10 protein-coding genes are annotated in these 12,227 nt (G+C 36.7%); 9 read left to right on the top strand and 1 reads right to left on the bottom strand.

The features are described 5' to 3' along the window. The first annotated feature begins 32 nt into the window (after positions 1-32). Positions 33-266, top strand: coding sequence for a hypothetical protein (locus tag IGJ76_RS11875; RefSeq protein ID WP_218657980.1), 234 nt, complete (start codon positions 33-35; stop codon positions 264-266). A gap of 98 nt (positions 267-364) precedes the next feature. On the opposite strand, the gene IGJ76_RS11870 is transcribed toward IGJ76_RS11875, so the two are convergent. Continuing rightward, positions 365-1,876: a UDP-N-acetylmuramoyl-L-alanyl-D-glutamate--L-lysine ligase gene (locus IGJ76_RS11870; protein ID WP_270346787.1), complete on the bottom strand. Its 1,512-nt coding sequence runs from the start codon at positions 1,874-1,876 to the stop codon at positions 365-367. Positions 1,877-2,165: 289 nt separating this feature from the next. On the opposite strand from IGJ76_RS11870, the gene IGJ76_RS11865 reads away from it, so the two are divergent. From IGJ76_RS11865 to IGJ76_RS11830, 8 genes are all read left to right on the top strand, one after another. Next, positions 2,166-3,812, top strand: coding sequence for a putative polysaccharide biosynthesis protein (locus tag IGJ76_RS11865; protein ID WP_067481681.1), 1,647 nt, complete (start codon positions 2,166-2,168; stop codon positions 3,810-3,812). Positions 3,813-3,892: 80 nt separating this feature from the next. Next, a complete protein-coding gene (locus IGJ76_RS11860; protein ID WP_067481678.1) occupies positions 3,893-4,612 on the top strand; it encodes a pseudouridine synthase in 720 nt (239 codons plus the stop codon). Between the two features lie 254 nt (positions 4,613-4,866). Further along, on the top strand, positions 4,867-5,814 hold the full coding sequence (locus IGJ76_RS11855) for an ABC transporter permease (protein WP_067481676.1): 948 nt from the start codon (positions 4,867-4,869) through the stop codon (positions 5,812-5,814). Between the two features lie 12 nt (positions 5,815-5,826). Continuing rightward, on the top strand, positions 5,827-6,747 hold the full coding sequence (locus IGJ76_RS11850; protein ID WP_067481675.1) for a carbohydrate ABC transporter permease: 921 nt from the start codon (positions 5,827-5,829) through the stop codon (positions 6,745-6,747). Between the two features lie 32 nt (positions 6,748-6,779). Further along, positions 6,780-8,237, top strand: a complete 1,458-nt coding sequence (locus tag IGJ76_RS11845) for an ABC transporter substrate-binding protein (RefSeq protein WP_067481673.1) — start codon at positions 6,780-6,782, stop codon at positions 8,235-8,237. Between the two features lie 85 nt (positions 8,238-8,322). Continuing rightward, on the top strand, positions 8,323-8,937 hold the full coding sequence (locus IGJ76_RS11840; RefSeq protein WP_067481672.1) for a DUF624 domain-containing protein: 615 nt from the start codon (positions 8,323-8,325) through the stop codon (positions 8,935-8,937). Continuing rightward, positions 8,930-10,672, top strand: a complete 1,743-nt coding sequence (locus IGJ76_RS11835; protein ID WP_075491734.1) for a sensor histidine kinase — start codon at positions 8,930-8,932, stop codon at positions 10,670-10,672. Before IGJ76_RS11840 ends, IGJ76_RS11835 begins: the two co-directional genes overlap by 8 nt. Continuing rightward, complete coding sequence (locus IGJ76_RS11830) at positions 10,665-12,107, top strand: response regulator transcription factor (protein ID WP_071869317.1); 1,443 nt, start codon at positions 10,665-10,667, stop codon at positions 12,105-12,107. The genes IGJ76_RS11835 and IGJ76_RS11830 overlap by 8 nt, the downstream gene beginning before the upstream one ends. The last annotated feature ends 120 nt before the right edge of the window (positions 12,108-12,227 follow it).

Raw genomic sequence — 12,227 nt, 5'->3', positions numbered from 1 at the left:
ATGCTATACTTTATTAAAAAGGGGGAAATGACATGAAGCTCACAGAAAACGTTGAAACGTATTTACAAAAGAAACGAGCGGAAAGAAGTGAAACAATTCGAAAAAGAAATCAAGAACCGAATAGAAGAAAGAAGCTAACTGGCTGGGGAAAAATGGCAGATTCTGGATATGGTGGGTTGAACAGGGTAAATAAAATCGATTTAAAAGATTTTTTAGCCGCCGAGCAACGAAATGTAGAAGAGCGAGTAAAAAAACCTAAAAGATAAATTGGCTTACATAAAAAATGGACTGCGATTTTTTTCGCAGTCCATTTGCATTATTTAGTAATAATAGGATTAATGTGTATGCAGGTATAAATTACTAATTAAAGTTGTTTTTCCTCGATCAGTCGCTTCACGATAGCATAATCACCTTCATAAAGAACATCTTCGCCATTGATTTTTTGATAAGGATCCACGCCTTTTCCGGCAATGACTACGGAATCTTCGGCTGTACTTTCAGTCAAAGCCTGTTCAATCGCAGCTGGACGATCCATTTCATAATGAATAAGCAACTCTTCATTCGTGATTGCTTCAGCAATTTCATCGGCAATTTTTTGAGGATCTTCAAAGGCTGGATCATCAGCCGTTAAGAAAACAACATCTGCTGTTTCTGACAAGACTTTTCCAAAATCATGGCGTCGAGAAATAGCTTTATTTCCGGGACTGCCCAAGACAACAATGACGCGCCCCTTGGGATGTTCACTTTTGGCAAATGCCAATAATGTTTTTAAACTTAAATAATTATGTGCATAGTCAACATAAACATGTGCACCATTCTGTTGAATTAGCTGATCCATACGTCCGGGAACGCGAGCTGCTTTTAAGCCAGTTTGCGCATCTTCGATTGAAGCACCAGTCAAAGCAGCTGCAATGATTGCGCTAGTCGCATTTTCTTGATTGAATCCGCCAGCCAGTAAAATATCATATTCTGCTTCGATGGGTAACTGTCCATGATGACTTGTCAAAGCAAAAGGATGACCTAATCCGGCTAAACTTGTGACTTGATAAGTTGTTTCAGGCGAGCGCCCATACACAATTGCAGGTATGTGATAAAGGTCAGCAGTTTCTTTCAACAGCTCGAAATAATCACTTTCATGATTCAAGACAACGATTTTAGAATTTAAAATCAACTGACGTTTACAATAAAAGTAATCATCAAATGTTGGATGCTCGATTGGGCTAATGTGGTCGGGTGAAATGTTTAAGAAGATACCGACATCTAATGTTAGTCCATAGACGCGCTGTGTTTTATAAGCCTGAGAAGAAACTTCCATGACTAAATGAGTCATCCCATTCGTAACTGCTTCAGCCATCATTCGATACAAATCCAAAGATTCTGGTGTGGTCAAATGAGATTTAAAATAAGTTTGGCCATCTAGTGTTGTATTCATTGTCGAAAGCAAGGCAGTTTTCTTATTCGTTGTGTGGTCTAGGATTGCCTTGGTAAAATAAGCTGCTGTTGTTTTTCCTTTCGTGCCAGTGTAACCAATGACCTGTAGTTTTTGTTGTGGATAATCATAAAATGCCATGGCTAAAATGGCCATCGCTTTACGAATGTCGGTAACGATAACGCCCACAGCAGCTACTTCATAAGGCTGTTCAGCGACATAATAAGCTAGTCCTTGCGAAACAGCAGACTGTAAATACGCCTCTTTAAAGTTCAGACCTTTACAAAAAAATAAAGTTGATTCATCGACTTGACGAGAATCATAACTGATCGTTTCAAATGAAAAATTAGTTGGCGCAGTTAAATGCCAGCCTTGATTGGAAACAAATTCTTTTAATAGATTTTCTTTTAGTAACAATTCACGGACATCTTCTAAGGAGAAGCTCATTGATTGATCCCTCGCTTTGTTGAATTTTCTAACTAATTATAGCATAGCATGAAATGTTTTTCTTTAATGCAAGGTTCTTTTTAGGAAAATCGCTTAGGTTCAGATTACTTGAACAGAGTAGATACTTTTTAAGAAAAGAGCGTGTTGTAGACTAGCAAATTCAGTTGAAAAAGAAACCGAATTCAAAAAAAGCACATCTTCACAGAAAAACCATCGAAAAGAGATTGCTAGTTTCCTGTTTTACAATTAAAATAATAGTAATGTTTTGAAGAAAGTTGGAATAATTGAGATGAATAATCAAAGAGGACCGACAGAAAAAGTTTTAACTGCCCAAGAAAAAATGGCTCGAGGCTCTGCTTGGATGACAACAAGTAATATCCTTTCGCGTTTATTGGGTGCGATTTATATTATTCCGTGGTATGCCTGGATGGGCGAAAATGCAAAAGCAGCAAATGGTTTGTTTAACATGGGCTATAATATTTATGCGCTGTTTTTATTGATTTCAACAGCTGGGATTCCTGCGGCGATTGCCAAACAAACGGCTCGTTATAATTCATTAAATGAATATGGTACTTCTCGCCGACTTTTCTTCCGCGCTTTACAAATGATGGGGATTTTAGGCATTGTTTTTGCCGCGTTCATGTATCTTGCTTCACCTTGGCTTGCGCATGCTTCTGGTGGCGGAGACGAATTGATTCCAACAATGCGTTCATTGAGTATTGCGGTATTGGTATTCCCATGTATGAGTGTAATTCGTGGGTATTTCCAAGGAAATCAAGACATGATGCCTTATGCACTTTCACAAATTGTTGAACAAGTTGCACGAATTTTTTACATGTTGTTGATGACGTTTATCATCATGAAGATGACTACAGGCGATTACGTGGCTGCAGTCACGCAATCAACGTTTGCCGCGTTTATCGGAATGTTAGTTAGTATTGTGGTTTTGCTTTATTATTTAAGAAAACAACAACCACTGATGAATCAGCATATTGAACATAGCAATAACCAAGTAAATGTAGCAACTAGAAAACTATTACTGGATACTATGAAAGAGGCTATTCCATTTATCATTGTTGGATCAGGAGTAACGATTTTCAAATTGGTTGACCAGTTTACGTTCATTCGAATCATGTCTGCCACGACGGAATATTCAAAGGCACAGTTGCTTGATCTATTTTCTATTTTTAGCGCAAATCCAGATAAGTTAACGATGGTGGTCATTGCCTTAGCAACATCGATTGCAGCGACGGGCTTACCATTGATTACGGAAGCCATCACATTGAAGGATCGTCCTGGTTTGGCTAAGTTGACTAGTGGCAATCTACAATTGTTTTCGTTTGTCATGTTTCCTGCTACCGCAGGTGTGATGTTGTTAGCTTATCCATTGAATACACTCTTTTACACACCAGATGTATTGGGCAGTAAAGTATTGGTCCAAGCAAGTTTTGTAGGCTTATTTTTAGGTTTGTATATGTTGATTTCTAATATGTTGCAAGGAATGTTTGAAAATCGTGCAGCTATTCGCTACTTGTTGATAGGCTTTGTCGTGAAATTAATTTTACAGTATCCTGCGATCAGAATATTTCAAGTTTACGGACCGTTACTAGCAACCATGATTGGTTTCGCTGTTTCTTGTATCTTGATTCTTCGTAAAATGCACCAAGTCGTACGTTTTCGAGTTGGCTTTGTTTGGCGAAGAACGTTGTTGATTTTTATCATGACGCTATTGATGTTGTTAGCAACAGGATTAACAAAGCAACTTTTAAGTTTATTCTTAAGCCAAGATAGTAAATTTGAATCATTGATTTTAGTCGTCAGTGTGGCTGGCGTGGGTGTAGCAGTTTATGGTTATTTAGCATTGAAAATTCGCTTGGCGGAGAAATTATTGGGTAGCAGTATGGTCCGACTACGTTATCGCTTACGAATCAAATAAAAAGAAAGAAGAGGAAGTTGCGACAAACGTCAATAGACTGTTGTTGCAAGTTCTTTTCTTTTTAGAAAGTAGGAAAACGCATGCGTTTAGATAAATTTTTAGCCGATGTGGGGTTAGGCAGTCGAAAGGAAGTCAAAGGGTTAATCAAAAAAGGCCAAGTGACTGTTAATGGCAAAGTAATCAAAAGTGATAAGTTTCAGGTAAAAGAACTCTTAGATGAAATTGCTTATTTAGATGAAAAACTTATGTACCAAAAGAATTTTTATTATCTTTTAAATAAACCTGCGGGTGTGGTTTCTGCAACGCAAGATAACTATGATGAAACTGTTTTGGATTTGCTGAATGATTTTGATTATCGTGAGGATCTTTTTCCAGTAGGAAGATTGGATAAAGATACGGAAGGCTTATTGCTCATAACCAATGATGGTGCTTTGGCACATCGACTATTGTCGCCGAAGAAACATGTTGAAAAAGAATATTTTGCAAAAGTAGCCGGGGTGATGACGGCAGAAGATATTGATGCTTTTTCAAAGGGATTGGTCATCAGTCAAGGGGAAGAAACACTTCCTGCTGTGTTAACGATTGATGCAGTGAACGAAGCCGAACAAACGTCAGACATTCGTTTGATTCTTCATGAAGGAAAATTTCATCAAGTGAAACGAATGGTGAAAGCTGTTGGCAAAGAAGTGACTTACCTCAAACGAATCCGAATGGGAAATGTTGTATTACCTGCAGACTTAGGATTAGGTGAGTATCGGGAGTTGACGGCAGAGGAATTAGTAAAAATCCAAGAAAAGTAAACAATTAAAAAATTGGGTGCTATTCCTGCGTAAATACGCAAAAATAGGCAACCTCATTTAGTACAAATGAAAGGGGAGGAATCTGCTATATTCCTTCCTTTTTTTATTGATCAAACTCAAAAATAGGCAGCGACCAATTAAAAATAGTTCAATATCAGCTATAGTTTGTTTCATTATACCTATAATTTGTTTATTCAATCTTGTTTTTGAAAGCGCTATAATTACGGTGCGAACAAGTTGAAAGGAGTTTTTTGATGAAAAAAAGAAAGGGGTTAAAACATTTTTTCTCGATGGTTTGGCGTTTTAAAGCTTTGATTTTAATGGCTGTGCCTGGAATGTTGTGGATGATTTTCTTCTTCTATATTCCAGTGTTAGCAAACGTGGTTGCCTTTAAAAATTTCCATATCTCTGCAGATGGATTTTTGGCAAGTTTGAGAGAGAGCCCGTGGGTTGGTTGGGAGAATTTCAAATTTTTATTTTCTTCAGATCAGGCATTTTTAATTACGAAAAACACGATTTTGTATAATGTAGGATTTATTACACTAAACTTACTGATTTCGGTTGTTTTTGCCATTATCATGAGTGAGTTAAGAAATAAAAAATTAGTAAAAGTGTATCAAACAATGTCATTACTACCTTATTTCTTGTCTTGGGTTATCATTAGTTACTTTGTTTATGCATTTTTGAGCCCAGATAAAGGAATTTTCAACCAATGGCTGTTAGGTCATGGAAGAGAAGCAATCAATTGGTACAATGAACCAAAATATTGGCCATTTATTCTATTGTTCATTGGGACGTGGAAAGGAATCGGCTATAATAGTATCATTTACTTTGCTTCAGTAATGGGAATCGACCCCACTTACTATGAAGCAGCTATGGTTGATGGCGCAAGCAAATGGCAACAAATCAAACATGTGACAATTCCTCAATTAGTACCGTTGATGTCGATTTTAACGATTTTAGCTGTTGGGAATATATTCCGAGCTGATTTCGGATTGTTCTATAATATTCCAAGAAATTCAGGCGCACTGTATGACGTGACTCAAGTATTAGATACGTATATCTTTAATGGGTTGACTTCTACAGGTGACTTTGGAATGACTGCAGCAGCCGGATTGTATCAGTCAGTTGTAGGATTTGTTTTGTTAATGACTACGAATGCGATCGCACGTCGTTTCGACAGCGAATCAGCATTGTTTTAGGAGGGGGATTCGATGAAAAAGAAAAAAGTAGAGCAGGTTCAAGTGCGAGCTTTCAGCAAACCAATGAATCTCTTTTCTAATTTATTGATCGCGATTTTTGCCTTCTCCTGTATCTTGCCGTTTCTATTTGTTATCGCGATTTCTTTGACAGATGAAACAGCGTTAGCAACTAATGGTTATAGTTTCTGGCCAGAAAAATTCAGTACATTTGGTTATACGTATCTATTTGGACAAATGCAAGAGAAAATTTTCCAAGCATTATTTGTAACAGTTTTAGTAACGGTTTTAGGAACTTTGATTAATAGCACAGCCACTTCATTGTATGCCTATGCAATCTCTCGTTCTAATTTCCCGTTCCGTCGTTTCTTTACAGTCTTTTGTTTAATTACCATGTTATTTTCACCAGGGATGGTAGCCAATTACTTGGTGATGACCAATTTGCTTCAATTAAAAGATACGATTTGGGCACTGATTTTGCCAATGGCAGTTAGCCCATTCAATATTATTGTGATGCGAACTTTCTTTAAGCGCTCAGTCTCAGATTCAATTATTGAGTCTGCCAGAATTGATGGAGCAAGCGAGTTGCGAATTTTTATTCAAATCGTGTTACCTTTAGCTGTTCCCGGAATTGCGACAATTAGCTTATTTGCCGCATTAGGTTACTGGAATGATTGGTTCAACGCATTACTTTACATTCAAAATGATAACTTAGTCCCATTACAATACTTGTTGATGAAGATTCAAAGTAATATCCAATATCTCACACAAAATGCGGGAGCTGGAAGCCAGCTTGCTGGAGGTTTAGCAGCTGTACCAGGAGAATCAGCACGAATGGCAATCGTTGTTATCTCAACATTGCCAATTGCGATTAGCTACCCATTTTTCCAAAAACATTTTGTCAAAGGGTTAACGATTGGTGGAGTCAAGGAATAAATAATAAATTATTTTATTTAGGAGGAAGTAAGATGAAGTTATGGAAGAAACTAGCCTTTACAGGAGTTTCAGCGTTGATGGTTGGTACGTTAGCTGCTTGTGGTGGAGGTTCAAATGCAAGCAGTAATTCAGAAGGGTCTGACAGTATCACATTGCAGATGTATCAAATCGGGGATAAGCCAGATAATTATGATGCATTGATGGAAGTGGCGAATAAACGAATCGAAGACAAAATTGGCGCGAAGGTCAATATCAACTATATCGGTTTTGGGGACTACGAGAAAAAAATGAACGTAATCATTTCTTCTGGTGAAAACTACGATATCGCTTATGCAAATAACTATGTTTCTAATGCTCAAAAAGGTGCGTTTGCCGACCTAACTGAGTTAGCACCTAAATACGCTAAAGATGCTTATGATGCGTTAGACGAAGCCTATATTAAAGGAAATTTAGTCAATGACAAATTATATGCGCTTCCAGTAAATGGCAATGTGTTTGCTCAACAAGTGTTAACTTTTAACAAACCATTGTTAGATAAATACAATCTTTCAATTGATGGAATCGAATCTTATGCAGATGCCGAAAAAGTTTTACAAGAATTCCACAAAAAAGAACCAAATACAGCTGCTTTCGCCATTGGTCAAGGCTTCAAAGTTCAAGGTGACTTCGATTATCCATTAGGAAATACGTTACCATTTGCCATTGATTTAAATGGAGACAAAGCAAAGATTATCAATCAATACGACAACAAAACTTATGTTGACTTGCTTCGTACGATGCATAGCTGGTACCAACAAGGCTTGATTCCAAGTGATGCGGCAACAAGTAGCAAAGATTATCCTTTAGAAGGGAACACTTGGTTACTACGTGGCGAAACACAAGGGCCTTTCGATTATGGTGACACAATTTTAAGTAATGCAGCAAACCAAGAATTAGTTTCTAAATCAATCACTGTTCCTTTGAAATCAACAGGACAAGCACAAATGGCAAACTTCGTTGTTTCAAATACTTCAAAAAACAAAGAAAAAGCAGTTGAATTTTTAGGATTACTTAACAGCGATGCTGAATTATTGAACGGATTAGTTTGGGGAATTGAAGGCGAAGCGTGGGAAAAAGTAGACGGAACAGACGACAAGATCAAGTTGTTAGATGGTTACCAACCAAAAACACACATGTCTGCTTGGAACACAGGAAATAACGCAATTTTATACACACAAGAATCAATCACTGATGAAATGATCGCTACACGCGATAAATCAATTGAAGAAGCTGAAACTTCACCAATCTTAGGGTTCAGCTTTAATACAGACAGTGTTAAAACAGAAATCAGTAACATCTCAAACGTCATGAATCAGTATATGGATGGATTAAATACCGGAACAGTTGATCCAGACGAAACTTTGCCTAAATTGCTCGAGGCATTAGATAAAGCTGGTTACGAAAAAGTTTTAACTGAGATGCAAAAACAATACGATGAATTTCGAAAATAAATAAGTCTGACAGCGAGCGGTTCCATCTGCTCGCTGTTCTTTATATAATAAGAGAGAAAAGATTATGTTTTAAAAAGGAGATATTATGTTAGGAAAAGCTTTGGAGACATTGTTCATTCGTGTGTGGGTAGTTGTTAAACTAACACTTTTTTTCTGGTTGTTTAGTCTAGCAGGCGGGATTGTTTTAGGAATTGGACCAGCGTTGAAAACAATTAATGAATTATTTTATCACTATGAGTTTGAGTACAAAGACATAACACTTAAGCAAGGTTGGTACTGTTTTAAGAAATATTTTAAGCGAGGAAATTATTTGTTTTTCTTCTTTTTTGCAGGGTTAGCTATTCTAAGTTATAATCTTTATCTTTCAGTTCAAATACAAGGACTTTTATTTTTGGGAATTGATTTTATTTTGTTGTTTGGTTTACTTTATTTGTTTGCAACGTATCAATGGAGTTTAATTTTAGATAGTGAATATGAAATGACATTCGGCAATGTGATTAAGTTAAGTTTTATTTCAAGTTTATCGAGCTTTTCTACGTTGTTGAAGATGATTATTGGTAGCGGGATTATCCTTGCGTTGACGTGGCATTTCAAAGGTCTATTGTTATTTGGTTTGCTAGGTTTATTGACCGTATGGAATGTGTTGGCGACAAAAAAATGGCGCGAAGAATTAGCGGTTCGAATGGAAAACTATGAATAATCCATTCAAAGTTTTATTTTCAAAAGGGACGTTGCTCAACCGTTTGTTGCGTAAATACGCAGTAGTGATGACTGTACTCACAATTGGCGCAACAATTATTTTTAGTATCCATACTTGGAGTCAAAACCAAAATCAAGCAGAAAATGTCACCAATGAAGCACTGCAAACGACAAATCGAATGCTAAATGACAAAACAACATTAAGCAAAATTATCAAAGATCAACTTCTGGGAAGTCCAGAAAAAATCGAGAATGCGACAACTTATCTGACACAACCAATTGACCGGTATTTGATGTACGCATATACGCAACAAAGTAAAACCAATGAACTATTGTCTTTTCCAAATGAAATGTTGGATCTTTACGTCAACTATGAAGAGCTAAGTTCTCTCTACATTGTTTTTAGTCAACTGCCAGAATATTTTGAGTCTACCAGAGAACACAAAGCGGGAATTGTTAAAACGGGAACCCCGACATTAAAAAATGCTTTTTATATCAAAATGCCGATTACTCAAGGTGGCACGGAGCTGGGAAGCATCTTTGTTGGGTTCCAAAAGAAAGAATTGGAATCCAGTTTAGAAAGCCTGAATGCTTTTAATGGCTTATCTTTGTACATGATTTCTGGCTCTGCTAATCGTCTGTATACTTTTCATAGCGCAGGACTAGCACCAGAAAGCCGAAAGAAACAAGAAACACTGATTACACAAGAATTGGATAAGAATTCTGGACTCCCTTTATCGAAATTGGAAGAACATAACTTTGTTTCCTATCAGGAATTATCTGGTGAGTACCGTATACTAGCAACGCTAGACCAACGAAATGTTTATCGAGAAACTGCAAGAAGTCTTGCACCATTGATTATTGGCGTGATTCTTTTAGACAGTATTCTACTCGTATTCTTATATAAAACATTTAAACGTTATTCTCAGCAAATCGACGTAGTGATGCGTGCAATGAATGAAGCGGCAAATGGTAATCTGGACACGCGAATTGCCCAGGAACAAACGGAGTATGAGCTGAAAGATTTAGCGCAAGGTATTAATACTATGTTGGATAGCATCAACCAATACGTTGAAGATATCTATAAATTAGAAATCAAACAAAAAGATGCACATATGCGCGCATTACAAGCACAAATCAATCCTCATTTTCTTTACAACACATTAGAGTACATTCGAATGTATGCGTTGAGTGAGGGAAGCGAAGAACTTGCAGAAGTGGTCTATGCTTTCTCTGCATTATTAAGAAATAACACGAATCAAGAAACGAAAATTAGCCTTAAAGAAGAGCTGAATTTTTGCGAAAAGTATGTATTTCTCTATCAAATGCGTTATCCTAATCGTGTAGCCTATCATTTTTCGATTGAGGAATCACTAGAGCAAATTGAAGTGCCGAAATTTGTAATCCAACCACTAGTTGAAAACTATTTTAAACATGGAATTGATTTTACTCGTTATGATAACGCATTGAGCGTAAAAGTTTTTCAACAAGGATCATTTGTACAAATTCAAGTAAAAGATAACGGTAAAGGAGTTACTCCAGAGCAGTTAGTGTCAATTGAAAATCGATTGGTACATCCAAAAGTCGAGTTACATGAATCAATTGGTTTGCAAAACGTAAATGAACGTTTACGCGCAAATTTCGGTAGCACGTACCGGATGCGATTGTTTGCGAATAAAGAAGGTGGCTTAACGATTAAAATTACATTTAAGAAGAAGGAGTCTGAAAATGTATAAAGTGTTGCTGGTTGATGATGAATACATGATTTTGAATGGATTGAAAAAAATTGTTGATTGGCCCAGTTTTGGATTTGAAATCGTAGCAACGGCAGAAAATGCTATGCAAGGGTTATTGGTTTTAGAAAAACAAGTTATTGATTTAGTTATTACAGATGTAACAATGCCAGAGATGAACGGTCTAGAATTTATTGAAGCAGCTCAAAAAGAGCAATATACCTTTGAGTTTATGATTCTTTCTGGCTACCAAGAATTTGAATACCTTAAAGGTGGTATGCAACTTGGGGCAGTTAATTATTTGATGAAGCCGGTGAATAAAACAGAGTTGATTGAAAGCTTAAAAAAAGTAAAAGAACGTTTGGATCAGCAAAATGAGCAAAAAAATCAGCAAGAAATTTATCAGGAACTTTTATTCAGTCAATGGTTAAATGAAGAGTTAGATGAAACCAGCGAAGAAGAGTTTTTGAGTGGATTACCTCAAGAGTCACAACAAATTTTATTGATTCAGCTAGAAAGAATACATGAATCTGCTATTATTCAATGGTTAAAAGAACAACAAGCAACTACTTATTATCAGCGAAGTTTTGGGGATGTGACTTGCTTCACCATTTTGCTTAGTCCCCAGAAAGTCGGGGACTTTTGTGACTATTTTCAAACGCAGTATGCACAACAAGATTGGCTGATTAGTGTGGGTGACGAAATAAAGGAAATAGATGATATTCCTGAAAGTTTTCGTCGGGCAAAAGACCAGTTGCATCTTCAACAGTTTTACGGTGAAGCCAGACGTGAAATCATTAGGTCCCTGCCTGCAGAAAATCAAGATCAGTTAATTGATTTTTCTACTTTTAGTCGCGCGCTTCAAAGTAATCAGTTAGATTTAGTTCAACAAATGATTCGTGAGTTTTTTGAACAATTCCAATCGGCAGTCATGACTCCCGAGGACATTCGGCACTTCACTTTCTTATTATTTATGGATATTCAACGAGAGCTGATTACACTAGAAGATGATGAGTACTTGACAGGTATTCATCAAATAAATCAGGCAAAAAATGTGAATGACCTTCAAGAATTGTTACTTTCCTTAGTTCGTAAGCAGCAAAAGCAAAAAAACTATAGTGAAAATATCAAGCAAGCGCTGCAAATACTGCACGAAAATTACCGAGAGCCGTTAACATTAAAAGAAGTATCCGAAAGTTTGCACCTAAATGTGATGTATCTCGGGCAACTATTTAAAAAAGAAACGAAAAAAAGCTTTTCTACCTACTTAAATCATTTACGGATGGAGCAAGCAAAATGGTTGCTACTTCACAGTGAACAAAATATCAATGAAATTTCAAACGAGATTGGCTACAACAACACCACTTATTTCTCTAAATTATTTAAGAAAATTGTGGGACAATCACCAAAAGAGTACCGAGAAAAGCCCCTTACTTAGTTTAAAGAAAAAAGTAGGGAGTACAGTGTTTAGACGTAGGAACTTCTATATAGGTTGGAATTGCTGATTTTGGAATGGTAATGACTGAGTAAAAAAGACAATCAAAAAGACTGAGCCCAA

The organism is Enterococcus sp. DIV0175 (assembly GCF_050529075.1).
Classification (GTDB): Bacteria; Bacillota; Bacilli; order Lactobacillales; family Enterococcaceae; genus Enterococcus_B; species Enterococcus_B thailandicus.
Note: the sequence above shows the minus strand (reverse complement) of the source record. Positions and strands in the feature narration are given on the sequence as shown.

Coding starts and splice junctions, on each gene's coding strand:
- IGJ76_RS11875 (WP_218657980.1), top strand. CDS start 33: ATGAAGCTCACAGAAAACGTTGAAACGTATTTACAAAAGAAACGAGCG.
- IGJ76_RS11870 (WP_270346787.1), bottom strand. CDS start 1,876: ATGAGCTTCTCCTTAGAAGATGTCCGTGAATTGTTACTAAAAGAAAAT.
- IGJ76_RS11865 (WP_067481681.1), top strand. CDS start 2,166: ATGAATAATCAAAGAGGACCGACAGAAAAAGTTTTAACTGCCCAAGAA.
- IGJ76_RS11860 (WP_067481678.1), top strand. CDS start 3,893: ATGCGTTTAGATAAATTTTTAGCCGATGTGGGGTTAGGCAGTCGAAAG.
- IGJ76_RS11855 (WP_067481676.1), top strand. CDS start 4,867: ATGAAAAAAAGAAAGGGGTTAAAACATTTTTTCTCGATGGTTTGGCGT.
- IGJ76_RS11850 (WP_067481675.1), top strand. CDS start 5,827: ATGAAAAAGAAAAAAGTAGAGCAGGTTCAAGTGCGAGCTTTCAGCAAA.
- IGJ76_RS11845 (WP_067481673.1), top strand. CDS start 6,780: ATGAAGTTATGGAAGAAACTAGCCTTTACAGGAGTTTCAGCGTTGATG.
- IGJ76_RS11840 (WP_067481672.1), top strand. CDS start 8,323: ATGTTAGGAAAAGCTTTGGAGACATTGTTCATTCGTGTGTGGGTAGTT.
- IGJ76_RS11835 (WP_075491734.1), top strand. CDS start 8,930: ATGAATAATCCATTCAAAGTTTTATTTTCAAAAGGGACGTTGCTCAAC.
- IGJ76_RS11830 (WP_071869317.1), top strand. CDS start 10,665: ATGTATAAAGTGTTGCTGGTTGATGATGAATACATGATTTTGAATGGA.